This is a genomic window from Ruegeria sp. YTSC004 (genome assembly GCF_059609805.1).
Genome location: NZ_JBXWMJ010000005.1, coordinates 149,801 through 174,570, shown reverse-complemented (window position 1 = coordinate 174,570; position 24,770 = coordinate 149,801). Strand labels below are relative to the sequence as shown.

The following is a 24,770-nucleotide window of genomic DNA, read 5'->3' as shown; positions in this document are numbered from 1 at the left end:
GGTTAATTCTGTGTCTCAAATGCCAGACAAGGGTCTTCACGTTCGTTGCCGGGGCTGTCGATCACAGCGTCGAACTCACCGTCGATGACGCCATCCTCGGACTGACCCAGTACGAAAACTTTCAAACCGGGGCGTAGTCGGGACAGAAAGGTTGGAATCCCTCTGTCCTTACGGGCATGACCATTGCCGGTGATCACTGCAACAGGTCCGCCCGTATCATCCGAAGCGCGCAAAATGGCCCTTGTCAGAACCGCATCCCGCAACCGTTGGATTGCGACCAGTTGCGGCAGCGCAGTCTCTGGTATTGCGTTGCAATGGGCAGCGAGTTGATCAGCCTCACGCTCGGCCTGCTCATCCTTCGGCAGTGGCACCGTCAATCCATAACGGGCAGCATCAGCACCCAGAGCCGTGGCGGCGCCACGTTCCATTGCCGCGCGGGCCGCCGCACGCGGAACCATGGCACCGTAAACCGGCGCGTCTGAGGCCTGAAAGACCGGGTAGTACATGCTAAGCGGCGGCCAACCGGATTCGAGCCACTTCAGAATTCTGGCAAGCTCTTCCGGATCGGAAATGGCCTTGTCCGCCAATCTCTGAGCACCTTCTTCAGTCACCATTTCCCAGACAACCGCCGAGGGATTGATGGCCTTCAACGCCTCGGCCTGAATGATGTGGTGCTGCGGGTTGTCGTGAATTTCGCCTAATATGACGACGTCCGCAGACGTCATCGCAGACACAACGTCGTCGGGTATCAACTCATCGGCATGGCCAGGGTTGGCCATAACCACCAGTACACAAAGCAGAATCGCAAGATGTTTCATGCGATGAAGTGTTGCACCTCACGCGATTGGGCTTCAAGGTTCTTGCGCATTTTCACAAAAGCCGCAGCCTCAAGCTGACGCACGCGCTCCTTGGACAAACTCAGTTCCTGACCAAGGCTTTCCAGCGTTCGGGCGGGTTCGCGCAACTTGCGTTCGCGGACAATGAACCTCTCGCGATCATTCAAAGCCTGCATTGCCGTCACCAGCCATTCACGCAATTGCTGGGTATCGTGACTGTTTTCGACCGCCTCCGCGGCTTGTTCGCGCTCATCTTCCAGCGCATCGATCCATTCCCGGCCGTCTTCATCTGCCGATTGAACGGCATTCAACGAGAAATCAGAGCCTGACAGGCGGCCTTCCATCATTTCAACGTCCCGCAGCGGCACGCCTATTTCGGCGGCGATCATCTGATGCAGCTGATGCCGGTCCAGATCCATGCCATCGGTTGCGGCCTCACGCTCTAGTCGGGCTTGCACACGTCGCATGTTAAAAAACAGTGATTTTTGCGAAGATGTGGATCCGGTCCGAACCATGGACCAGTTGCGCATCACATAGTCCTGAATGCTCGCCTTGATCCACCAGACCGCGTAGGTCGAAAACCGCACCCCCCGATCGGGATCAAACTTGTCGGCGGCCTTCATCAAGCCCAGACCTGCCTCTTGGATCAGGTCATTCATCGGCGCGCCATAGCGTTTGAACTTGGCCGCCATTGAAATAGCCAGGCGCATATAGGCTGTGATCAACCGGTGAAGGGCCTGTTCATCGCGGTCATCCCGCCACGCATATGCCAACTTCAATTCTGTTTCCGCATCCAGAAGTTCAGCTTTCATTGCCCTCCGGGACATCGAGAAGTCGTTCGCATTGTCCAGTGCCATTGAAATCTCCCCTTTTCACAGGCGCGGGCCGGGGTTGCTTTGCCGACCTATGAACGATACGCAAAACAAAACCGGGTGGATCACATGGAAGGTAATTATCGTGAGTCCGGATTTAACCTTTGTGTTGGGCGGCGCGGCCTCGGGCAAGTCGGCTTTTGCCGAACATCTTGTTGTTTCATCAGGAAAAAAGAGAGTTTACCTAGCGACATCACAAGTGTTTGATGATGAGATGCGAGGTAAGGTTCAGCGCCATATTTCCCAACGGGGCGAAGGCTGGAAGACGATCGAGGCACCGCTTGACCTTGGCCCGACATTGGCAGATTTGTCCCCGAACTCTGTTTGTCTGATCGACTGCGCCACCATGTGGCTGACCAATCACTTGCTTGCAGAAAACGATCTGGAGCAGGCGCAAAGCGCGCTCTTGCAGTCCCTACGCTTGTGTTCCTCACAGGTCGTCATCGTCTCGAACGAGGTTGGACACGGGATCGTCCCGGACAATGCGCTATCCCGTCGGTTCCGCGAGGCGCAGGGGCGGCTGAACATCGCGTTGGCCGCCGAGGCCGATCTGGTGGTGCAGGTAACGGCCGGATTGCCAATTGTAGTGAAGGGACAACTGGATTGACACGTCTGCATCTTGTGCGTCATGGCCCAACTCATGCCAAAACGATGGTCGGTTGGTCCGACCTTCCCGCCGATCTGAGCGATCGCGCAGCCGTTGCCCGCTTGCATGATCACCTACCCGCCAAGGCACTTGTTGTTTCCTCTGATCTGAGCCGGGCCGCAGATACCGCCTCAGCCATACAGGGCAGTCGCCAGCGATTACCGCATCGATCCGCGCTGCGCGAAATCAATTTCGGCACGTGGGAACTGCGTGCTTTCAAAGAGATCGAGGCCGAAGACCCCGAGCTTGCATTCGCATATTGGGATAGCCCCGGCGACGTACGCCCCCCCAACGGGGAAAGCTGGAACGAGGTTCGCGGACGCGTCAACGCAGCCGTAGACGAACTAATCGCGCGCCACAGCGGGTGCGATATTGTGGTCGTGGCGCATTTTGGCGTGATCCTGACACAGGTCCAAAGGGCGCTGGACGTCGACGCGCAAGAGGCTTTCAGCCATCGCATCGACAACCTTTCGGTTACCGAAATCACGCATCACGGAAAACACTGGTCCGTTGGGCAGATCAATCATCTTCCGTGATGCAACCGCGCACAAATCACTGATTTACTGAACGGGTCGGCCACGCCATCCTTACCGTATGACTTATGAATTGTTTATTGGAGACCGCCTGTTTTCCAGTTGGTCCATGCGCGGGTGGCTGATGCTTGAGAAGTTCGGTCTGCCCTATCGTTCCCATATGATCGGCCTTTATTCGGGGACCATGGCCGAGGATATGAAACCCCTCGCCCCTGCGCGCCTTGTCCCCGCCCTGCGATTGCCCGATGGCACCGTTGTTGGGGAAAGTCTGGCGATGGCGGAAACGCTGGCCGAGTTGCATCCGGAAGCCGGGTTGTGGCCCGAAGATCCTGCCGCGCGCGCCACCGCGCGATGGCTTTGCGCGGAAATGGTAGCTGGATTTGGCGCATTGCGCGGGCAGTGTCCGATGCAACTCAAACAGTGTTGGCAAGGGTTCGTTCCTTCGTCAGAGACGCGCACCGATCTGGCAAGGATCGAGACCTTGTGGGCTCGTGCCCGTGATGTGTCAGGCGCAAATACCGGTCCTTTGTTCGGTCGCTATTCGCTGGCTGACGTGTTCTACACACCAGTCGCAGCGCGGATCATCGGCTACGGCTTGCCCGTGTCTAATGCCAGTCGCGAATACTGTCTTGAGTTGCTGTCAGATGGACCCGTCCGCCAATGGCGTGCGATGGGACTGACGGTCGAATACGACCCGTTTCCCTACCCAATGGATCTGCAATCAAAACCTTGGCCAATCGGCGGCACGTCGCAGGCAAAGGCGGTGCATGGCACGACGTCAATCAATGACACCTGCCCCTATTCCGGCAAAGCCATTACTGCAGTTCTTGAACTCGACGGCCAACGCTGGGGGTTCTGTAATTCGTTCTGCCGTGACAAAACTGTCGCTGATCCCGGAGCCTGGCCGAAATTCACCGAAATGACCCGCGTTGTTAACGATTCTTAAACCGCGACCGTGGCAGCAACGACCTGTTAACCAAAAAGGTCATTCATGGTTGCCCGCGCCCATACTGTTGCTTTTCAAGGGGTTGATGCCCGCCCGGTCGAGGTGCAATGCGCCGTCTCGCCGGGATTGCCCGCCTTTTCCATCGTAGGATTGCCCGACAAAGCTGTGTCCGAAGCGCGGGACCGCGTCCGCAGCGCGTTAAGTTCCATGGCCATCGCATTGCCGTCGAAACGGATCACGATCAACCTGTCACCCGCCGACCTGCCCAAAGAAGGCAGCCATTTCGACCTTCCCATCGCGGTCGCGCTGCTATCTGCGTTAGAGATCATTCCTCGGGACGCCGCCGAAGGGTCGGTGTCGCTGGGCGAACTGTCTCTGGACGGCTCTCTGGTACCTGTTGTTGGCGCCTTGCCTGCCGCAATGACCGCTGCAGCAGAGGACCGCGCTTTGCTTTGCCCGCGCGCGTCAAGCGCCGAGGCTGCTTGGGTCGATGCGACGCAGGTCATCGGGGCTGGGTCTCTTGGGGACGTGGTGCGGCATTTCTCGGGCCAGTCCCCTCTGCCCGCCGCGCAACCCGGCGAAGTTACACTTGAGCCCAGCGCGAGGGATCTGCGCGACGTCAAAGGGCAAGAGCGCGCCAAACGCGCCTTGGAAATCGCCGCGGCCGGGCGACATCATCTGATCATGACCGGCACGCCCGGATCAGGGAAATCTATGCTGGCTGCTAGGCTGCCCGGAATTTTGCCGCCGCTCACGCCAGCAGAGGCCTTGGAAACCTCAATGATCCAATCTCTGTGCGGGCTCTTGGACGAAGGCGGAATCAGTCGCAGCCGCCCGTTTCGCGAACCTCATCACACGGCGTCCATGGCGGCGATCGCTGGTGGCGGCAGGGGGGCAAAGCCGGGCGAGATTTCGCTGGCCCACAACGGCGTTCTGTTCATGGACGAGTTCCCGGAATTTCCGCGCACGGTTCTGGAGACACTACGCCAGCCGATTGAAACTGGAGAGGTCATGGTCGCGCGTGCAAATGCCCATGTGAAATACCCCTGCCGGTTCATGTTGGTCGCGGCGGCCAACCCTTGCAAATGCGGCTACCTCACCGATCCCGGGCGCGCTTGTTCCCGCGCACCTGTTTGCGGAGAGGATTATCTGAGCCGAATCTCCGGGCCGCTGATGGACCGGTTTGATTTGCGGATTGAGGTGCCCCCGGTCAGTTTCACCGATCTGGACCTACCACCCTCGGGTGACGGTTCCGCCACCGTTGCCGCGCGCGTCGAACAAGCCCGGTCGATTCAGGCAGAGCGGTTTCGCGACACACCTTCCACCCGTCAGAACGCCGATGTCGAGGGTAAATTGCTGGATGAAATCGCTGCCCCGGATGCTGAAGGCAAAGACCTGTTGCTGAAGGCGGCCGAGCGATTTGGCTTGTCCGCCCGCGCCTTTCACCGAATCCTGCGTGTGGCGCGTACCATCGCTGATCTGGACGGGGCACCGGATGTCCGGCGCCCTCACATTGCCGAGGCGCTCAGCTTTCGTATCAGCGCCAAGGCCGCGTCTTAAAGCTTGGCCTCAATCGCCTGCCAGATCTTTTCAGCGACGTTCACGCCGTTAAACCGCTCAAGTTCCTGAATGCCGGTCGGCGAGGTTACGTTGATCTCTGTCAGGTAGTCGCCGATCACATCGATACCCACAAAGATCTGGCCTTTTTCTTTCAGCAACGGTCCAATCGCGGCACAAATTTCCAAATCGCGCTCAGACAGGCCGATTTTCTCAGGGCGACCGCCCACATGCATATTCGAACGCGTTTCGCCCGCGGCCGGTACGCGGTTGATCGCACCGACTGCGTCACCATCGACCAGAATCACACGCTTATCGCCATTGCTGACATCCGGCAGGAATTTCTGAACAATCAAAGGCTCACGCGAGAACCCGGTGAACAGCTCATGCAAAGAGGTCAGGTTGCGATCATTCGCATCCAGTCGGAAAACTCCTGCACCACCGTTTCCATAAAGCGGTTTGAGGATGACGTCGCCGTGCTTTTCCTTGAACGTCTTAATGGTCTGCAGGTCGCGCGCAATTGTTGTCGGTGGGGTCAATTCCGGGAAATCCAGAACCAGCAGTTTCTCGGGGTAGTTCCGTACCCAGAACGGATCATTCACAACCAACACTTGGCCCTTAAGACGGTCCAGCAGGTGGGTCGATGTGATATAATGCATGTCAAACGGCGGGTCCTGACGCAGCCAGATCACGTCGAACTCTGCCAGGTCCACTTCATGTTCCGGGCCAAGTTCAGCCGGATTGCCTGCCACGCGCTGAACTTTCATGTCCTGACCGCGTGCGGTGATCCGCCCCTCTTGATATGCCAGTTGATCCGGGCTGTAGAAAAACAGCGAGTGTCCGCGCGCCTGCGCCTCTTCGGCCAGACGGAATGAGCTGTCGGCATTGATATCCACGGCCCCGATCGGGTCCATCTGAAAGGCGATTCTCATGGCGTGTCCCTCAGTTTCACGCCAGATACATGGCCCAGCCACGTCGGGGGTTCAATGGGGATCAGGTTAAACCGAAGGCGTTTTCGATAATTTGAACGGCGCCCGAAGCATCCACCAAAGCCGCGTCAAACCGCACATTGGTCAATTGCCCGTTTGGTTCGGTTTCCAGGAATTGGGACGCCGATGCGCAGATCCTATCCATTTGGCGCCGATTGATCCGGGCGGCGGCGGCATCGAAACTGACACTTTTTTTCACTTCGACAAAGACAATCCCGTGAGCGTCGCGCGCAATAAGATCGATCTCCCCACCGGCGCCGCGCCAGCGGCGATTCAGGATGAAATAGCCGCGTTGTTCATAATTTGACGCAACCTGCTGCTCCGCCGCCTGCCCGGCATGATAGGACACCGAACTTCGAACGGATCGTGCAGCCATGTCATCCCTTTCCCAATTTCAGAGCCTTCTGATAGATCGGGCGGCGCGGCAGCTTGTACATCTCTGATACCAGATCGGCCGCGTCGCGAACTGAATGGGTTTCCAAGGCTCGTTTCAACGCCTCTTCTACGTCGGATTCGTTAACAGTTTCTGAATGTCCGCGGTCCACGAGCAGCACAATTTCACCTTTGACTGTCTGCCCATGCAGGTTGGCCGCCAGTTCTTCCAACGTCCCGCGACGAACCTCTTCGAATTTCTTTGTCAGTTCGCGGCACATTGCGGCCTGACGGTCATTGCCCAGCACGGTTGCAAGATCCGACAAGCACGCCGCCACGCGTTTCGGAGATTCGTAAAACACCAATGTGCCCGGCACGTCTCGCAATGCCTCGATCCGCGACCGGCGCGCGCCGGTCGCGTTCGGCAAAAAGCCCGCAAAAAAGAACGCATCTGTCGGCAGCCCGGCCAGTGTCAGCGCCATCAGCGCCGCTGACGGTCCCGGTGCACAGGTCACCGTATGACCCGCTTCGGCGGCCTGCTTCCCCAAATCGTATCCCGGATCGGCAATCAGCGGCATTCCGGCCTCGGAGGCATAAGCGACAGACTTCCCGTCCTGCAACGCATCAAGGATTTTGCCGCGCGCGCCTACGCCGCTGTGATCGTGATAGGCCAGGATTCGCCGCCTATCCAGCGGGACTCCGTGAATCTCCATCAACCGGCGCAGGCTGCGCGTGTCTTCGGCGGCGATGACATCCGCCGAAGCGAGCACATCCAGCGCTCTAAGCGTGATATCGCGCGCCGCACCGATCGGAGTGGCAACAAAATACAGGCCCGCGCCCAATCTTACTTTTTGAAAATTCAAAGCTGGACCCTCACAGCGTGACGTTTATTATCGCGGCATAACAGATTGGTGGTACCCCAAGCCGCCGGGACAGGGAGTTTTCATTTAGATGTTTACCGTTTGCAAGCCCGTTCGCAAGCTGGCGAAATCCGCCGCGATCCTGGCAACCGCCGCATTCCTCGCTGCATGTGAGCCCGGCGGCCTTGGCGGAGGCCCGTCAATCAACACGTCCAAACCCGTTCCGGTCGCACTTTTGGTTCCAGCGGGATCGGGAAATTCCGGCGACGCCGAACTGGCGCGGAGCCTTGAGAACGCGGCGCGTCTGGCCATGGCTGATCTGCAGAATGTTAAGATTGATCTGCGCGTTTATGACACGCGGGGCAGCTCGAACACGGCCGCGACAGTGGCGCAACAAGCCGTCGCGGATGGGGCGAAGATCATCATTGGCCCGGTTTACGCGCAGGCGGCAAACTCGGCAGGTCTCTCCGTACTGAATAACAAGGTCAACGTGCTGTCCTTCTCGAACAATACCAGCATTGCAGGCGGCAACGTCTTTGTTCTGGGCCCGACCTTTCAGAACACGGCCAACCGTTTGGTCAACTTTGCCGGTTCACAAGGCAAGACCAGCATGGTCATCGTCCACAGCAACGATGCAGCCGGGCAGCTTGGTCAATCAGCGATTGCAACTGCGCTTGCCAGCAGCCGCGTAGCGAACGCGGGTACGGTTGGCTATGACCGGTCCCAGCAAGGCGTCATCAATTCGGTTCCAACGATCAAGGCAACCGTGGATGCTGCCGGTGCGGATTCGGTGTTTCTGACGGCAACGACAGCTGGCGCACTGCCGCTGTATTCGCAGCTGTTGCCAGAAGCTGGTGTGTCGTCGGCCACCACCCAGTTCCTCGGCCTGACGCGCTGGGACATACCGGCACAGACGCTGGAACTGCCGGGTGTTCAAGGGGGCTGGTTCGCCCTGCCCGACCCGGCAAAGGCGCAGGCGTACCGTCAGCGGTATAACAGCACCTATGGTGAGGCTCCGCACCCGATCAGCGGTCTGGCCTATGATGGCATTGCAGCGATTGCGGCTTTGGTGAGCCAGGGAAAATCCGACGCGCTGACCGCATCTGCCCTGACACAAAATGCCGGTTTCCAGGGCGTTGGCGGCATCTTCCGCCTGCGATCAGACGGCACGAATGAACGCGGTCTGGCCGTTGCCACGATCCAGAACAAACAGGTAGTAGTGATTGACTCCGCCCCTCAAAGCTTCTCTGGCGCCGGTTTCTGATCAGCCGATGCTGACGCTCACCCCCAAGGGTGAGCTGATCTGCCCGGCCGATGAAATTTTCGACAGTACCGCCATCCTGGTGCAACTGTCGGAAGCCTTTAAAAATATTCAAGACAATGCCGCGCGGCGGAATGAAACCGTGCGCATCCTGCGCGATGCCCAAAAGGCTGGGCGCAAGACCATTGCGGATGCCTTCGCTAAACGCCCCTTTGACGCCAGACCTTTGACCCGGTCCTACACCTATTTAACCGACGGGCTGGTCTGCACAGCGATGCAAGTGGCCAGCACCTATCTACATCCGCTGGCAACCCCGACGCAGGGCGAAAAGATTGCGGTTCTTGCTGTTGGTGGATATGGCCGCGGCGAAATGGCCCCGGCTTCGGACGTCGATCTGCTTTTTTTGACACCCTACAAGATCACCGCCTGGGCCGAGAGCGTCATCGAGTCCATGCTCTACATGCTTTGGGATCTACGCCTGAAGGTTGGCCATTCATCCCGAACGATCAAGGATTGCCTGCGACTGGGCACCGAGGATTTCACCATTCGCACCGCCATGCTCGAGCAACGCTATCTGGCTGGGGACGCGGCTCTTGCCGAAGAACTTGACGACCGTCTGAAAACCGAGCTGTTCAAGGGCAGCGAGCGTCAATTCATCGAGGCTAAGCTGCAGGAACGTGACGAGCGCCACCACAAGCAGGGCGAGCGTTACATGGTCGAGCCCAATGTAAAAGAGGGCAAGGGTGGGCTGCGCGATCTTCAATCACTCTACTGGATTGCAAAGTACATCTATGGCGTTCAGGACGTGGCTGAACTGGTCCCTCTCGGCCTGTTTGAACCCGAGGAATTCAGCACCTTTGTAGAGGCCGAAGAGTTTCTGTGGGCCGTGCGTTCACATCTGCATCTAGTGACCGGGCGCGCAACAGAACAGCTGACCTTCGACCTGCAGGTCGAGGTTGCCGACCGTATGGGTTATGAAGACAGGGCCGGGCGACGGGCTGTTGAAGTGTTCATGCAACGCTATTTCCGCGAGGCAACGCGCGTTGGTGAACTGACCCGGATATTCCTGACCAAACTCGAAGCGTCACACGTGAAAGGTGCCGCCCTACTGGAACGCATCTTTAGGCGTCGACCGCGTGTCAAAGCAGGGTACAAGGTCGTTCACGGTCGCTTGGATGTAGCGGACGCCAAGAAGTTTCTGTCCGACAAGCTGAACCTTCTGCGTCTGTTCGAGGAAGGTCTTCGCACTGGCATGCTGATCCACCCGGATGCGATGCGGCTGGTGACAGCCAACCTAAACCTCATCGACGACGACATGCGCCAAAACAAAGAGGCGCAGCGCATTTTTCTGGACCTCATGCTGAAACACGGCAACCCGGAACGCGCCCTGCGCCGTATGAACGAATTGGGAGTATTGTCGGCGTTTTTGCCAGAGTTCGAACACATCGTGGCGATGATGCAGTTCAACATGTATCACAGCTATACAGTGGACGAGCACACGATCCAGACCATCGTCAACCTGGCCCAGATTGAACGCGGTGAATTGGTCGAGTCACTACCGCTGGCCTCATCGATCCTGAAACGCGGGGTTAATCGCAAGGTCCTCTATGTGGCCTTGCTGCTGCACGATATCGCCAAGGGGCGACCCGAGGACCATTCCATTCTGGGTGCACAGATCGCACGCAAGGTTGCTCCACGGTTGGGTCTGAACAAATCGGACTCGGAAACCGTGGAATGGCTGGTGCGATATCACCTGTTGATGTCCGACATGGCGCAGAAACGCGACATCTCGGACCCGCGCACAGTGCGCGATTTTGCCAAGGCGGTTAAGACGGTCAAACGGTTGGATCTGCTCACGGTTCTGACCGTGTGTGACATTCGCGGCGTTGGGCCCAACACCTGGAACAACTGGAAGGCCACCCTGCTGCGCGCCTTGCACGCTGAAACCAAACGGGCGCTTGAAACCGGTATGGAAGACCTGAACCGGGCCAACCGTGGCGCAGAAGCCAAAAAGGCGCTGCGTTCGGCGCTTGGCGATTGGTCGAAGGCTGACCTGAAGGCCGAAACAGGACGACACTATGCGCCCTATTGGCAGGGCCTGAACCTGTCTACGCATATTGAGTTCGCGAAAATGCTACGCGCTCTGGAAGACAGCGGCGACCCCGGCGCGATGGAAATTCACCTGCATCCGGATGACGATCGCGACGCCACCCGCGCGTGTTTTGCCATGGCAGACCATCCGGGGATTTTCGCCCGCATCGCCGGGGCGCTTGCGTTGGTTGGGGCCAACGTGGTCGACGCCCGTAGCTATACCACCAAGGACGGGTACGTCACCGATGCGTTCTGGATTCAGGATGCCGAGGGCCACCCTTTTGAGGCAAGCCGTTTGCCGCGACTGACACAAATGATCCAAAAGACGCTCAAAGGCGAAGTCGTAGCGCGTGACGCTCTGAAATCGCGCGACAAGATCAAAAAACGCGAACGCGCCTTTAATGTGCCGACCCATATAATCTTCGATAATGACGGGTCCGAGATCTACACCATCATCGAGGTTGATACCCGCGACCGTCCAGGCCTGTTGTATGACCTGACAAGAACACTGGCTGCGGCCAATGTCTATATCGCCAACGCCGTGATCGCGACCTATGGCGAACAGGTTGTCGATACTTTCTACGTCAAGGACATGTTCGGCCTGAAGTACCATTCCGAAAGCAAGCAACGCGGTCTTGAGGCCAAGCTGCGCAAAGCCATTACTGAGGGTGCGGAGCGCGCGATCTCATGAAACAGATCCGATTGTTTTCAGGCCTGTTCACGGTCGGATTCTGGACGCTGGCCAGTCGGATTCTGGGATTTCTCCGCGAGATTCTGTTAACCGCCTATATCGGGCCCGGTCCGGTGATGGACGCCTTTGTCGCCGCTTTCCGCCTGCCCAACATGTTTCGCCGTTTCTTTGCCGAAGGGGCCTTCAACGCCGCCTTTGTGCCAATGTTCTCGAAACGACTGGAGGGCGAAGAAGACGCCGAAGGGTTTGCTCAGGATGCCTTCAACCTGTTGGCGGCGGCTGTTTTGGCACTGGTTGGATTGGCGATGGTTTTCATGCCTGGACTTGTCTGGCTGACCGCCGAAGGGTTCTATGGCGATGAACGCTTCGACATGGCCGTCGACTACGGTTACGTCGTTTTTCCCTATATCCTGTTCATGTCGCTGGCCGCGCTGTTTTCCGGCGTTCTGAATGCCACCGGTCGGTTCGCCGCTGCCGCTGCCGCGCCTGTCTTACTCAATATCTTTGCCTGTACTGCTTTGATCGCAGGCGCGCTGTCTGGCGGCGACGTAATCTGGTGGCTGATCACGGTCATTCCGCTGGCAGGGGTCGCGCAACTGGCGCTGGTTTGGGTGGCGACAGAACGTGCAGGTATTCGCATTCGTCCCGGCCTGCCCAAGCTCAGCCCGGAAATGCGACGCATGGTTCGCATTGCAGTGCCCGCCGCTTTGGCGATGGGCGTCACGCAGGTCAATCTTGTGGTTGGCCAGTTGGTCGCGTCCAAAACCGAAAAGGCTGTCAGTTGGCTGTTCGCAGCGGATCGGCTGTATCAATTGCCATTGGGCGTGGTCGGTATTGCGGTGGGGATCGTCCTACTGCCCGATCTGTCGCGCCGCTTACGGGCCGGGGACAAGGACGGGGCGCGCAATGCCTATTCCCGTGCCGGAGAGTTCACACTGCTGCTGACCCTGCCGTCCACCGTTGCCTTTCTGATCATTCCAATACCTCTGGTGTCGGTCCTGTTCGAACGCGGCCAATTCAGCCCCGAGGACACTGCAGCCACTGCCTTGGCCGTAGCTATCTATGGCGTCGGCCTGCCCGCTTTCATGCTGCAAAAGCTGCTGCAGCCCTTGTTCTTCGCGCGCGAAGACACCCGCTCTCCGTTTCGCTATGCCGTAGTTGCGATGGTGATCAATGCCGGGCTGGCCTTTGGTCTTTACCCGTTGGTGGGGTGGATCGCACCGGCGATCGCGGCTTCGGCTGCCGGTTGGGCGATGGTCGCCTTGTTGGCGATTGGAGCGCGCCGTTTCGGCGATGAAGCACGGTTTGACGACCGGTTCAAACGACGCGCCGGGCGTGTCGTCGCGGCATCGCTGGGTATGGGCGTTGTGCTTTTCGCCGCCCTTCACATTTTTGGCTGGATTTTCCAGGTACCAGGATGGCGTTATCTGGCGCTGCTTGTCCTAATCATAATTGCAGCTGCCGCCTACTTCTTACTCGGTCACCTCTTCAAAGCGTTCGAGCTGTCCGAATTCAGAAAAGCGCTGCGTCGGTCCTGATCAGTCGCGGCGAATACGTCCCACGATCCGCGCCCATCCGCCGGGTGCCAGAAAAAACGACAGGCCGAAACCGGTGGCAAAACCGCCCAGATCGGCAACCCAGTCGGACGTGCCGCCAAACAAAAGCCCAAACACCAGCTGGATGCCCATCAAAACCGCGATCAGGCTGAAAGCACGGGACTGGTTTTCACCGACCAGTGACAACTTGCGCCACAGCAGCCATGTGAACGCGCCGATCAGACCGTAGACCGGTGGGAATCCTCCGACCAGCGGATAGGCGGGATTCAGCAACAGCCCATAGACCAACGCGCCACCGATACCGGACAAAACGAAAATGATCAGCATCTGAAAACCGCCGAACACTTCGGCCACCATTTTGCCCATTGCCAGAACGAAGACACTGACAAAAACCGCCTGGGTAAAACTGCCCGACACGAACGGATAGGTCACGAAACGGATCACATGTTCAAACGGCCAACGTCCATTCTCGATCATCCAGTGAAAGATATCCGGGGAAAAGGTGTAACTTTGCAGGGCATCCAGCCGCCAACCTACCGCTGATGGCCCGCCCACAAGACCACGTGCGCCCAGCGTAAACGCCAATTCGATCCCCATGATGAACAGGACCAACGCCACCACAACGGGCGGCAGAGGGTTCACGGCGGGTGTATAATGCTCACTGCTCATTGGGCTGGCCTTTCGCGGCTGTTGACGTCCCTTGACCTCATGGGTAAGCGACGGGGGCTGATTTTTCCAGACGGGAGTTCCCTTCGATGACCGAAACCAAGTTCACGCCGCGCGTGTTTTCCGGCATCCAGCCTTCGGGAAACCTGCACCTTGGCAACTATCTGGGTGCACTAAAGCGTTTTGTGGATATGCAAGGCGAAGATTTCGAGACCATCTACTGCATGGTCGACCTGCACGCGATCACCGTCTGGCAAGACCCTGCCCGTCTGCGCGAAAAGACCCGTGAGGTATGCGCCGGTTTTATTGCTGCCGGTCTGGACCCTGAAAAGTCCATCCTGTTCAACCAAAGCCAGGTGGCCGAGCACACGCAGCTGGCTTGGATCTTCAATTGTATCGCCCGCATGGGTTGGATGCAGCGGATGACGCAGTTCAAGGATAAGGCGGGCAAGAATGCTCAGAACGCCTCGCTGGGTTTGTTTGCCTATCCGGCGCTGATGGCGGCGGACATTCTGACCTACCACGCGACACATGTGCCGGTGGGCGAGGACCAGAAACAGCATCTGGAGCTGACTCGCGACATCGCGATCAAGTTCAACCATGACTATGGCGTGGATTTCTTTCCGGTGACCGAGCCGGTAATCGGTGGACCCGCGCCGCGCGTGATGAACCTGCGTGATGGCTCGCGGAAGATGTCATCTTCGGACCCGTCCGACATGACCCGGATCAACATGACGGACGATGCCGACGAGATCGCCAAGAAGATCCGCAAGGCCAAGACTGACCCGGATGCCCTGCCTTCGGAAACCGACGGTCTGTCCGAACGCCCCGAGGCGCGCAATCTGGTGAACATCTTCGCCGCGCTCAGCGATCAAACGGCGGAACAGGTTTTGGCCGAATTCGGCGGCAAGCAATTCGGTGAATTCAAACCGATGCTCGCTGAGCTGGCGGTCGCCAAACTGTCGCCGATCTCGACCGAGATGGCCCGTCTTATGGGTGAAGAGGCCGAGATTGACCGGATTCTTGCACGCGGCGCGGAAAACGCGCGGGCGATAGCGGCCCCGATCCTGCAACAGACCTACGACATCGTGGGTATGGTTGGCGCAAAACAAGGCTGATTGCGCTGGACCTTCCCGTGACGCCTTCCTAGGTTGCCCCAAGGGCAAAGGAGGGCGTCATGGCAGTCGGCAAAAATATCCGCACCTATTTTGATGGTCAGTGGCACAACGGGGATGCCCCGATCATGCGTGCGGCAGACCATGGCGCTTGGCTGGGGTCTTCGGTCTTTGACGGCGCGCGATTCTTCGACGGGCTGACCCCGGATCTGGTGGCCCATTGCGAACGGGTCAACCGCTCGGCCGAGGCGCTTTTGCTGACACCGACCGTGACGACCGAACAGATGGTCGAAATCGTCCGCGAAGGGCTGGATGGCTATGCCAAAGGTTCCGCCGTCTATATTCGGCCGATGTATTGGGGCATCGACGGCGATGCGACAGCCATCGTTCCTCAGCAGGACAGCACCGGCTTTGCTATCTGTCTGGAAGAAATACCAATGGCACCGGAAACAGCTTCGGTCACGCTCACCACCACGCGATTCCGCCGACCGGTTCTGGAATCATCCGTTGTGAATGCCAAAGCCGGATGCCTGTATCCCAACAACGCCCGAATGTTGAAAGAGGCCAAGTCCAAAGGGTTCTCGAACGCACTGGTGGCGGACGCCTTGGGTCATGTAGCGGAAACCGCGACCGCAAACATCTTCATGGTTCGCGATGGCGAGGTCTTCACCCCTACGCCCAATGGAACTTTTCTGGCCGGAATCACCCGAGCGCGACATATCAAAAACCTTCGCGCCGACGGCGTGACGGTCCACGAATCCGTCCTCAGCTTTGAAGATTTTCATAAGGCGGACGAGGTGTTTATGACCGGTAACATGAACAAATTAACCCCCGTCACGGCGTTGGAGGACACTCAATATCAGGTCGGACCGATTGCACGCCGCGCGCGCGCGCTCTATTGGGACTGGGCTGCAAGCACTCGGTAGTCATACGCCGTGTTGCCAGCCCGCATTTGGTCGGGCATGATCCCCCTAAATACACGAGGACACCCATGCGTAAGTTTCTAGTCATTCTGGATGACAGCCGCGAATGCCTTAACGCGATGCGTTTTGCTGCAATGCGTGCAGCCCATACCGGTGGAGGGGTAACGATCCTGTCCGTCATCCCACCCGATGAATTCAATCACTGGATCGGTGTGGCCGAAACCATGCGCGAAGAGGCGCGCGAACGCATCCATGCGCATTACGAAGTTTTCGCCAAATGGATGCGCGACAAACAAGGGATCGATCCCGAGCTGTCAATTCGCGAAGGCGACCCTGTCCCTCAGATCATCGAACATGTCCAGTCAGACCCGGACATCGGCGTTCTGGTCCTGGGGGCTGGCATCGAAAAGAAAGGGCCCGGTCCACTGGTGACGCAGCTGACCAAAAACTCGGGCAGCCTGCCGATTCCGATCACAATTGTGCCCGGCGACCTAAGCAAGGAAAAGCTGGAAGCCATCACCTGAGGCCACCCAATGCAATGCCGCATCCAGTTCTGGTTCGAATTCGCATCGACCTATTCCTACCTCAGCGCCATGCGAATCGAACAGGCTGCGGCACAGCATAACGTCGCCGTAGAATGGCATCCCTTTCTTCTGGGGCCCATTTTCGCGGCGCAGGGCTGGAACAATTCTCCGTTTAACATTTACCCGGCCAAAGGGCGCTATATGTGGCGCGATGTGGAGCGTTTGACGACGCAGCGCGGCCTGCCCTTCCGGCAGCCGGACCCGTTTCCGCAAAACGGCCTGAAGGCTGCGCGCCTCACGCTGGCTATTGAAAATCAGACCGACAGGGCGCGATTTGTTCGGGCGGTCTATAAAGCCGAATTCGCACAAGGTCAGAATGTGTCGGACGATGCAGTTCTGGTTGATTGCCTGAAATCCGCCGGTTTGCCTGACGACCTTTTGGACAGAACCCGAGACCCCGAGATCAAGTCAGCTCTGATCGAGCAGACCAAAACCGCACAGGCCAAAGGACTGTTCGGTGCGCCGAGTTTTCTGGTCGGCGACGAACTATACTGGGGAGATGATCGGTTGGATGATGCGATCCGGTTGGCGGCCAACATTTAGAATCGTTCCAAATCTTGACTTATCCGGCCCGGACCCGCATATCAGAAGCAACTGAAACGGAGCCGTGACATGTTCATCCAGACCGAATCCACGCCGAACCCTGCAACCTTGAAATTTCTGCCCGGCCAAACCGTGCTGGAAGCGGGCACTGCGGATTTCCCATCGGCTGAAGCCGGTGAAAAATCACCTTTGGCAAAACGGATTTTTGCGGTTAGCGGAGTAACGGGTGTATTCCTCGGCAATGACTTCGTGACCGTCACCAAGTCCGATGATGTCCAATGGGATCACATCAAGCCTGCGATTCTGGGTGCGGTGATGGAGCATTATCAATCCGGCCAACCGGTCATCGGCGCTGGTGAAACAGCCGCATCGGGCCATGCAGAGCACACCGGCGAGGATGCAGAAGTAGTTAATCAAATCAAAGACTTGCTTGATAGCCGCGTCCGTCCGGCAGTTGCTCAGGATGGCGGCGACATCACGTTCCACGGGTTTGACCGGGGCGTTGTCTACCTGCACATGCAGGGTGCTTGCGCGGGCTGCCCGTCTTCGACCCTGACGTTGAAGATGGGTATCGAAAACCTGCTGCGCCACTACATCCCCGAAGTGACCGAGGTTCGTCCTGTTGCCGTCTGACCCCATTATTTTGGCGTTTGATACATCGGCCGCGCATTGCGCGGCCGCTTTGTTGTGCGGCAACCGGATCGTGACTTCGCGCATCGAAGCCATGTCGCGCGGTCAAGCCGAACGTCTGATGCCGTTGCTGGAAGAAGTTCTGGCCGATGCCGGATATGGGTGGAAAGACCTGTCCGCGATCGGTGTCGGCGTTGGACCCGGAAACTTTACCGGCATCCGAATCTCGGTTTCTGCGGCGCGCGGCCTAGCCCTAGGGCTTGGCGTTCCAGCGGTAGGCGTGTCCGGGTTCGACGCTTTGGCCGAAATGCCTACGGACGCCCTGCCTGCGATCCGCGCCCCGCGTGATCAGGTTTACGTGGCGTTCCCGGACCAAGGTCCGATGCTAATGCCTCAAACTGAGGCAGAATCACTTGGCCCTCTGATCCTGAATGACGACGCCGATGCACAGGTTCGTGCTATTGCCCGGGTCGCCGGGCAAAGGTGGCAAACCGAAACTGCGCAGCCAGCGCCACTCTATGTTCGGCCTGCGGATGCGGCCCCTTCCAAAGACACACCCCCGGTTTTGCTGGACTGATGAGCCCCGAGGAACTTGCCAAAACACACGCGGCGGCATTTACCCAGTCACGGTCGTGGGCTGCGGTCGAATTTGCGGATCTTCTGAACAATCGGTTCATACATATCGTTGGAAATACTCAATCTTTTTCGCTGTTCCAGGTGATCGGCGATGAGGCTGAATTGCTGACAATCGCCACGCATCCAGACGTTCAGCGGCAGGGCCTGGCCCGAGCGTGCATGCAAGAGTGGCATTCCAAAGCAAAGGCTTTGGGCGCGACGCGCGCTTTCCTGGACGTCGCTGCGGATAACCTGCCCGCCATCGCGCTGTATGAACACAGCGGTTATCGCGCCTGTGGTTTGCGCAAGGGGTATTACCTGCGCGAAAACAATCAGAAAATCGATGCTATCGTGATGGAATCCGCGCTGGATTGACCGCTTAAGACATATTTTTTCAACCAAATGGTCAAAAATCTGTTGACCACGGCGGTTGCAAACGTCCTTAATTCCCGCCATCACAACAGTTATGCTCGCTAACAGTGGGTGAACGGGGCTATCTTCGCCCCGACCGATAATAACAAACGGGAGTATAAAATGACCCTGATGAAATCCTTGATGGGTGCCACCGCCGCAGTCGCACTTACGGCTGGCGCTGCGCTGGCAGATCCTGCCCTGATCTTTGATCTCGGCGGCAAGTTCGACAAATCGTTTAACGAAGCCGCCCACAATGGCGCGTCGCGTTGGGCCGAAGAAACAGGCGGCACCTACAACGAGATCGAAATCCAGTCCGAAGCACAGCGCGAGCAAGCTCTGCGCCGTTTCGCTGAATCCGGCTCAAACCCAATCATCACGATGGGATTTGGTATGGCAGATCCGCTGTCCGCCGTGGCTGCTGACTACCCGGACACCAAATTTGTTGCAGTTGACGTCAACTGGTTGGACATCCCCAACATCCGTCAAATCGGTTTTGCCGAGCATGAAGGATCATATCTGGTCGGCATGATGGCCGCGATGGCATCGGAATCCGGCACCGTTGGCTTTATCGGTGGCATGGATATCCCGCTGATCCGACACTTTGGCTGCGGTTATGCGCAGGGTGCCAAGGCTGTAAACCCTGACATCAATGTTGTTGCCAACATGACCGGTACCACCCCGGCAGCATGGAACGACCCGGTGAAGGGTTCGGAATTGACCAAAGCACAAATCAGCCAGGGCGCTGACGTGATCTATGCAGCCGCTGGTGGCACCGGTGTTGGCGTACTGCAGACCGCGGCAGACGAAGGCATCCTGTCGATCGGCGTGGACAGCAACCAGAACCACCTGCACCCGGGTAAGGTTCTCACCTCGATGCTGAAACGCGTTGATGTTGCCGTTTATGATGCGATGTCAGCGGGCGAAGGCCTGGAAACCGGCGTGTTCCAGATGGGTCTGGCCGAAGAAGGTGTTGGCGTCGCCATGGATGACAACAACGCACCTCTGGTCTCGGACGAGATGAAAGGCGCAGTCGACAAAGCGCGTCAGGACATCATCGACGGTAACGTCTCTGTTGTCAGCTATTATGAGAACGACAGCTGCCCGGCACTGCAGTTCTGATATCGCGCAAGGCGGGGGTACAACCTCCGCCTTGCCCCCGACTCTGCCGCGTATGACACCGCGGCCCTTTCGGCAATTGAGGACAAGACATGACCGTCCCCGCCATTGAGCTCAAAGGGATATCCAAAGCCTTTGGGCCGGTTCAGGCCAATAAAGACATTTCTATCAGCGTCGCCCCCGGTACGATCCATGGGATCATCGGTGAAAACGGTGCGGGCAAATCCACGCTGATGAGCATCCTCTACGGCTTTTACAAAGCCGATAAAGGTGAAATCTGGATTAACGGCAACAAGACCGACATCCCTGACAGCCAGGCGGCCATTGCTGCCGGGATCGGGATGGTGTTCCAGCATTTCAAACTGGTTGAAAATTTCACCGTTCTGGAAAACATCGTTCTCGGTGCCGAGGATGGCGGGCTGCTGGCCCCGTCCTTGTCCAAAGCGCGCAAAGAACTGAAAGCGCTGGAAGAGGAATACGAGCTGTTCGTAGATCCCGACAAGCGCATCGACGAGATTGGCGTCGGCATGCAGCAACGGGTCGAAATCCTGAAAGCCCTGTATCGCAAGGCCGAGATTCTGATCCTGGACGAACCCACCGGGGTTCTGACACCGTCCGAGGCTGACCAGCTGTTCCGCATCCTTGACCGCCTGCGGGCCGAAGGGAAGACGATCATCGTGATCACGCACAAGCTGCGCGAAATCATGGAAAACACCGATACGGTTTCGGTCATGCGGCGCGGTCAGATGACGGCGACGGTGAAAACAGCCGACACCAGCCCCCAGGAGCTGGCCGAGCTGATGGTGGGCCGCAAGGTGCTGCTGCAAGTCGATAAAGTACCTGCGCAACCCGGTAAGCCCGTTCTGGAAATTGAAAAACTCAGCGTTTTCGATTCAGCCGGGGTCGAACGGGTCAAGGGTATCGACCTGACCGTTCGGGCCGGTGAAATCGTCGGTATCGCTGGCGTGGCCGGAAATGGCCAATCGGAACTTCTGGAAGTTCTGGGCGGCATGCGTCCGGGTCAGGGTTCGATCAAATTGAACGGCAGCCCGCTGGCGCTTAGCGGTCCGGGATCGGACGGTCAGGCGCGTCGGGCCCAACATATCGCACACGTGCCCGAAGACCGTCAGCGCGAAGGCCTTGTGATGGACTTTCACGCTTGGGAGAATGTGGCCTTTGGCTATCACCGTGATCCTGCCTACCAGAGCGGGATTTTCATGAACAACGCCGCCCTGCGCGCCGATACCGAGCGCAAGATCGAGAAATTCGACGTCCGACCACCTAATGCGTGGCTTACAGCCAAGAGCTTCTCGGGCGGGAACCAACAAAAGATTGTTGTCGCGCGCGAAATTGAACGGAACCCGGATCTTCTATTGGTGGGGCAACCAACCCGCGGCGTCGACATCGGCGCGATCGAGTTCATTCACAAGCAGATCGTCGCGCTGCGTGATCAAGGTAAAGCAATCCTGCTCGTCTCGGTCGAGTTGGAAGAAATCTTCTCGCTATCGGATCGCATCGCTGTGATGTTTGACGGACATGTCATGGGCGAAAGACTGCCCCATGAAACAGATGAAAAAGAACTTGGCCTGTTGATGGCCGGCGTTGCGGGAGAGGCCGCGTAACATGGAAAAGATGCCCAAATGGGCCGATGTGGTGCTGATCCCGCTGATCAGTCTGATATTGGCCGCAATCTTGTCCGCCTTGGTCATTCTGGCCATCGGTGAAAACCCGATCGAAGCGGTGAAACTGATGGTGACCGGTGCGCTCGGGTCGACCTACGGTTGGGGGTATACGCTGTATTATGCCACCAACTTTATGTTCACAGGGTTGGCTGTGGCCGTCGCCTTCCACGCCCGGCTGTTCAACATCGGGGGCGAAGGTCAGGCTATGCTGGGCGGGCTGGGCGTTGCCATGGTATGCCTTTACATCCCGTGGCCGCATTGGAGCGTTGCGCTATTGGCGGCTTGCGCAGGTTCGATGCTGTTTGGCGCCGCATGGGCCGCCATACCGGCCTATCTACAAGCCAAGCGTGGCAGTCACATCGTGATCACAACGATCATGTTTAACTTTATTGCGGCGGCATTCCTGAACTACGTGTTGGTCAATCTTATGCGACCACCAGGCGCGCAAGACCCCTCATCTGCGCGTTTCCCCGAGGCCGTTCACCTGCCCACATTTCAGTCGATGTTCTCAACCGCCGAAAACGTGGTGTTTAAAGGGACCCCTGTTAATATCACGTTCTTCATTGCGGTTTTGGCCTGTTTTGTCGTCTGGGCACTGATCTGGCGGACAAGGTTGGGCTATGAAATCCGGTCCTACGGCAAGACCGAAACCGGCGCCGTCTATGCAGGCATTTCGCCGGTGCGGATCACGATCATTGCGATGCTGATTTCGGGCGCGCTGGCGGGGCTGATGGCCATCAACAACGTGATGGGTGAGGCCGAACGCCTGGTTCTGAACGCAACCGAGGGCGCGGGATTCATCGGCATCGCAGTGGCGCTGATGGGCCGGTCGCACCCGTTTGGTGTGTTTCTTGCGGCGATCCTGTTCGGGTTTCTCTATCAGGGCGGTGCAGAATTGGCTTTCTGGACGTCGATCCCACGCGAACTGATCGTTGTCATTCAGGCCCTGGTGATCCTGTTCACCGGGGCGCTGGACAACATGGTCCGGATGCCACTTGAAAAGCTGTTCCTGAGCCTGCGGAAGGGAGCGCAGTGATGGAGTTCTTTATAACACTCATCCAGGTCCTGGACTCGAGCATCCGTTTGGCCACGCCGCTATTGCTGGCCTGCCTGGCAGGGCTCTATTCCGAACGTGCGGGAATTTTCGACATCGGTCTTGAAGGCAAGATGCTGATGGCCGCCTTCTTCTCGGCAGCCGTCGCGGCTGTGACCGGGTCGGTCTGGTTGGGCCTGCTGGCGGGGATCGCCTCTTCTCTCGTTCTTTCCGGGCTTCACGGTTTGGCCTCGATCACCTTCCGGGGCAACCAATTGATATCCGGGGTCGCAATCAACTTTCTTGCGGCAGGTATGACGGTTCTTGTCGCGCAAAGCTGGTTCGAACAGGGCGGGCGCACGCCCTCGTTGTTTGGCGGCGGTCGTTTCACACCGATCAATTTCCCCTTTGCCGAGTCGCTGAGCGGGGTGCCAATCATCGGGCCGATCTATTCCGAGTTGCTCTCGGGCCATTCGGTCCTGGTCTATGTCGCGTTCCTGATGGTACCGGCAACATGGTGGATTCTGTATCGCACACGGTTCGGATTGCGATTGCGCGCCGTGGGTGAAAACCCCGCTGCCGTCGACACGGCCGGTGTCTCGGTCGTTGGCCTGCGCTATGCCGCTGTCGCCATCTGTGGCGTGTTGTGCGGTATCGCTGGGGCTTACCTGGCCACCGCACTGCAAGCTGGGTTCGTCAAAGACATGACCGCAGGCCGTGGTTTTATCGCGCTGGCTGCACTGATCTTTGCGAAATGGCGCCCCTGGCATGCAATGGGCGCTTGCCTGTTGTTCGGTTTGTTGCAGGCCATCGCGCTGCGGTTCCAGAACATCGATCTGGGCGGCGTGGTCATCCCTGTGCAGGCCATGGACGCCCTGCCTTACGTCCTTACTGTGGTCATTCTGGCCGGGTTTGTCGGCAAAGCGGTTCCGCCGCGCGCCGGCGGTGAGCCCTATGTGAAAGAGCGCTGATAAGTCCAGTTTCGGACTCAGTTCAGTCCTGTTCGCTGCAGAGCGGCATGCGGAGTTGATTTTGCATGCCGCAACCGTTCTAAAGGGGTATGCATGTGTCGCCAATCATACCCTACGACTCGGAATACACCCGGACCGTGTATTTGGGAACGCATGAACACCTCAGTACTGAGGAAAACCAGACATTTAGCCGTATCAGGCTGCTGGCATGACGCCCAGCGATCCGACTTCCGCCATGTGGCCACGGGGCACTGCCGCCGCGCGTCGCATTAAACCTACACCACTTTACCTTGAGGCGGCCCTGATCACTCTCTGTGACCCGCCTACCCTCATCCAGTAGCTCGATATGCAAATTTACCTTCCTATCGCCGAAGTTTCTGTCAACGCCTTCCTTCTACTGGGGCTTGGGGGGATGGTCGGCATTCTTTCGGGCATGTTCGGTGTCGGCGGCGGTTTCCTGATGACGCCCCTGCTGTTCTTCATCGGCATTCCCCCGGCCGTTGCGGTTGCAACCGAAGCCAACCAGATTGTTGCCTCTTCATTCTCTGGGGTTCTGGCGCATTTTCGACGAAAAACAGTCGACCTAAGAATGGGGACCGTCCTATTGATAGGCGGCTTAACGGGTGCTGCACTTGGGGTGGTGATATTCAACTACCTCAAAAGCCTCGGGCAGGTCGATCTGCTTGTGACGTTGTGCTACGTCGTGTTCCTTGGCGTCGTGGGCGGTTTAATGTTCATCGAAAGCCTGAACGCGCTCCGTAAATCCAAGAAAGGCGTGTCCGCACCCCCCAAACGCCGTCAGCGCGGCTGGGTGCATGCGATGCCGTTCAAAATGCGGTTCCGGACTTCGGGCCTGTATATCTCGGTCATTCCGCCTGCGCTGGTTGGCCTGTTCGTTGGCGTTCTGTCGGCCATTATGGGCGTTGGCGGCGGGTTCATCATGGTGCCTGCGATGATTTACCTGTTGGGAATGCCCACCAAGGTCGTGGTCGGAACATCCCTGTTCCAGATCATCTTTGTCACCGCCTTTACGACCATGTTGCATGCCACTACCAACTTTACAGTTGATGTCGTTCTTGCCGTATTGCTTCTGGTTGGCGGCGTCATCGGTGCACAGATCGGAACGGTGATCGGCGCGCGCATGCCTGCCGAGCAGTTGCGGGTGTTGCTGGCAGCGCTAGTTCTTGCGGTTTGCGGAAAGCTGGCTTTGGATCTGCTGATTGAACCATCCGAGCTGTTCTCGCTTGGCACCGGCGGAGGGCACTAAT

The 24,770-nt window shown here is 58.0% G+C and carries 25 protein-coding genes; 19 read left to right on the top strand and 6 right to left on the bottom strand.

Annotated features, from left to right (window positions below):
* Window positions 1-2: 2 nt before the first annotated feature.
* Both AC2FFP_RS11340 and AC2FFP_RS11335 read right to left on the bottom strand, forming a co-directional pair.
* The gene (locus AC2FFP_RS11340; RefSeq protein ID WP_496767459.1) at window positions 3-818 is read right to left on the bottom strand and encodes a ChaN family lipoprotein; all 816 of its coding nucleotides are present in this window, start codon (window positions 816-818) and stop codon (window positions 3-5) included.
* Window positions 815-1,693 (bottom strand): RNA polymerase factor sigma-32, encoded by an 879-nt coding sequence (locus tag AC2FFP_RS11335; protein WP_496738943.1) that lies wholly within the window; start codon window positions 1,691-1,693, stop codon window positions 815-817. The genes AC2FFP_RS11340 and AC2FFP_RS11335 overlap by 4 nt, the downstream gene beginning before the upstream one ends.
* Before the next feature lie 49 nt (window positions 1,694-1,742).
* On the opposite strand from AC2FFP_RS11335, the gene cobU reads away from it, so the two are divergent.
* Genes cobU through AC2FFP_RS11315 form a run of 4 tightly spaced genes read left to right on the top strand, consistent with a single transcriptional unit; the run spans window position 1,743 to window position 5,393 of the window.
* Complete coding sequence (gene cobU, locus AC2FFP_RS11330; protein ID WP_496844564.1) at window positions 1,743-2,315, top strand: bifunctional adenosylcobinamide kinase/adenosylcobinamide-phosphate guanylyltransferase; 573 nt, start codon at window positions 1,743-1,745, stop codon at window positions 2,313-2,315.
* Window positions 2,312-2,890, top strand: a complete 579-nt coding sequence (locus tag AC2FFP_RS11325) for a histidine phosphatase family protein (RefSeq protein WP_496767461.1) — start codon at window positions 2,312-2,314, stop codon at window positions 2,888-2,890. Before cobU ends, AC2FFP_RS11325 begins: the two co-directional genes overlap by 4 nt.
* 58 nt (window positions 2,891-2,948) lie before the next feature.
* Window positions 2,949-3,833: a glutathione S-transferase gene (locus AC2FFP_RS11320; protein ID WP_496767462.1), complete on the top strand. Its 885-nt coding sequence runs from the start codon at window positions 2,949-2,951 to the stop codon at window positions 3,831-3,833.
* A gap of 45 nt (window positions 3,834-3,878) precedes the next feature.
* Entirely contained in the window at window positions 3,879-5,393 is a 1,515-nt protein-coding gene (locus AC2FFP_RS11315) for a YifB family Mg chelatase-like AAA ATPase (RefSeq protein WP_496844562.1), read from the top strand.
* Here the strand turns inward: AC2FFP_RS11315 and gshB are convergent.
* The 3 genes from gshB to rsmI all read right to left on the bottom strand — a co-directional run bounded on the left by gshB (window position 5,390) and on the right by rsmI (window position 7,614).
* Entirely contained in the window at window positions 5,390-6,322 is a 933-nt protein-coding gene (gshB, locus tag AC2FFP_RS11310) for a glutathione synthase (protein ID WP_496844561.1), read from the bottom strand. The genes AC2FFP_RS11315 and gshB overlap by 4 nt on opposite strands.
* Window positions 6,323-6,383: 61 nt before the next feature.
* Window positions 6,384-6,755 carry a YraN family protein gene (locus AC2FFP_RS11305; RefSeq protein ID WP_496844560.1) on the bottom strand — a complete coding sequence of 124 codons (372 nt, stop codon included), beginning with the start codon at window positions 6,753-6,755 and terminating at the stop codon, window positions 6,384-6,386.
* 1 nt (window position 6,756) lies between these two features.
* Window positions 6,757-7,614, bottom strand: coding sequence for a 16S rRNA (cytidine(1402)-2'-O)-methyltransferase (gene rsmI, locus AC2FFP_RS11300; protein ID WP_496844559.1), 858 nt, complete (start codon window positions 7,612-7,614; stop codon window positions 6,757-6,759).
* 88 nt (window positions 7,615-7,702) lie between these two features.
* Here rsmI and AC2FFP_RS11295 point away from each other — a divergent pair, with 88 nt between their 5' ends.
* The 3 genes from AC2FFP_RS11295 to murJ are packed head-to-tail and all read left to right on the top strand — an operon-like array spanning window position 7,703 to window position 13,192.
* Complete coding sequence (locus tag AC2FFP_RS11295; RefSeq protein WP_282120139.1) at window positions 7,703-8,875, top strand: penicillin-binding protein activator; 1,173 nt, start codon at window positions 7,703-7,705, stop codon at window positions 8,873-8,875.
* A 7-nt stretch (window positions 8,876-8,882) separates the two neighbouring features.
* Complete coding sequence (locus tag AC2FFP_RS11290) at window positions 8,883-11,654, top strand: [protein-PII] uridylyltransferase (protein WP_496881037.1); 2,772 nt, start codon at window positions 8,883-8,885, stop codon at window positions 11,652-11,654.
* Window positions 11,651-13,192 (top strand): murein biosynthesis integral membrane protein MurJ, encoded by a 1,542-nt coding sequence (murJ, locus tag AC2FFP_RS11285; RefSeq protein WP_496767476.1) that lies wholly within the window; start codon window positions 11,651-11,653, stop codon window positions 13,190-13,192. The genes AC2FFP_RS11290 and murJ overlap by 4 nt, the downstream gene beginning before the upstream one ends.
* Here murJ and AC2FFP_RS11280 read toward each other — a convergent pair whose 3' ends face one another.
* The gene (locus AC2FFP_RS11280; RefSeq protein WP_282120136.1) at window positions 13,193-13,879 is read right to left on the bottom strand and encodes a rhomboid family intramembrane serine protease; all 687 of its coding nucleotides are present in this window, start codon (window positions 13,877-13,879) and stop codon (window positions 13,193-13,195) included. It abuts the gene before it with no gap.
* Between the two features lie 86 nt (window positions 13,880-13,965).
* On the opposite strand from AC2FFP_RS11280, the gene trpS reads away from it, so the two are divergent.
* From trpS to AC2FFP_RS11220, 12 genes are all read left to right on the top strand, one after another.
* The gene (gene trpS / locus AC2FFP_RS11275) at window positions 13,966-14,994 is read left to right on the top strand and encodes a tryptophan--tRNA ligase (RefSeq protein WP_496767478.1); all 1,029 of its coding nucleotides are present in this window, start codon (window positions 13,966-13,968) and stop codon (window positions 14,992-14,994) included.
* Between the two features lie 59 nt (window positions 14,995-15,053).
* Window positions 15,054-15,917 carry a branched-chain amino acid aminotransferase gene (locus AC2FFP_RS11270; RefSeq protein ID WP_496767480.1) on the top strand — a complete coding sequence of 288 codons (864 nt, stop codon included), beginning with the start codon at window positions 15,054-15,056 and terminating at the stop codon, window positions 15,915-15,917.
* Window positions 15,918-15,982: 65 nt separating this feature from the next.
* Window positions 15,983-16,438: a universal stress protein gene (locus AC2FFP_RS11265; RefSeq protein ID WP_058273504.1), complete on the top strand. Its 456-nt coding sequence runs from the start codon at window positions 15,983-15,985 to the stop codon at window positions 16,436-16,438.
* Between the two features lie 9 nt (window positions 16,439-16,447).
* On the top strand, window positions 16,448-17,041 hold the full coding sequence (locus AC2FFP_RS11260) for a 2-hydroxychromene-2-carboxylate isomerase (RefSeq protein WP_496767483.1): 594 nt from the start codon (window positions 16,448-16,450) through the stop codon (window positions 17,039-17,041).
* 69 nt (window positions 17,042-17,110) lie between these two features.
* Window positions 17,111-17,674: a NifU family protein gene (locus tag AC2FFP_RS11255; RefSeq protein ID WP_058273506.1), complete on the top strand. Its 564-nt coding sequence runs from the start codon at window positions 17,111-17,113 to the stop codon at window positions 17,672-17,674.
* The gene (gene tsaB, locus AC2FFP_RS11250) at window positions 17,664-18,248 is read left to right on the top strand and encodes a tRNA (adenosine(37)-N6)-threonylcarbamoyltransferase complex dimerization subunit type 1 TsaB (RefSeq protein WP_496725852.1); all 585 of its coding nucleotides are present in this window, start codon (window positions 17,664-17,666) and stop codon (window positions 18,246-18,248) included. Before AC2FFP_RS11255 ends, tsaB begins: the two co-directional genes overlap by 11 nt.
* On the top strand, window positions 18,248-18,661 hold the full coding sequence (locus AC2FFP_RS11245) for a GNAT family N-acetyltransferase (RefSeq protein WP_496725851.1): 414 nt from the start codon (window positions 18,248-18,250) through the stop codon (window positions 18,659-18,661). The genes tsaB and AC2FFP_RS11245 overlap by 1 nt, the downstream gene beginning before the upstream one ends.
* 159 nt (window positions 18,662-18,820) lie before the next feature.
* Entirely contained in the window at window positions 18,821-19,819 is a 999-nt protein-coding gene (locus tag AC2FFP_RS11240) for a BMP family lipoprotein (RefSeq protein ID WP_282152454.1), read from the top strand.
* An 89-nt stretch (window positions 19,820-19,908) separates the two neighbouring features.
* A complete protein-coding gene (locus AC2FFP_RS11235) occupies window positions 19,909-21,438 on the top strand; it encodes an ABC transporter ATP-binding protein (RefSeq protein WP_496767489.1) in 1,530 nt (509 codons plus the stop codon).
* 1 nt (window position 21,439) lies between these two features.
* The gene (locus tag AC2FFP_RS11230; RefSeq protein ID WP_282152456.1) at window positions 21,440-22,534 is read left to right on the top strand and encodes an ABC transporter permease; all 1,095 of its coding nucleotides are present in this window, start codon (window positions 21,440-21,442) and stop codon (window positions 22,532-22,534) included.
* Window positions 22,534-23,502 carry an ABC transporter permease gene (locus AC2FFP_RS11225; protein ID WP_496767491.1) on the top strand — a complete coding sequence of 323 codons (969 nt, stop codon included), beginning with the start codon at window positions 22,534-22,536 and terminating at the stop codon, window positions 23,500-23,502. The genes AC2FFP_RS11230 and AC2FFP_RS11225 overlap by 1 nt, the downstream gene beginning before the upstream one ends.
* Before the next feature lie 346 nt (window positions 23,503-23,848).
* On the top strand, window positions 23,849-24,769 hold the full coding sequence (locus AC2FFP_RS11220) for a sulfite exporter TauE/SafE family protein (RefSeq protein ID WP_496767492.1): 921 nt from the start codon (window positions 23,849-23,851) through the stop codon (window positions 24,767-24,769).
* The last annotated feature ends 1 nt before the right edge of the window (window position 24,770 follow it).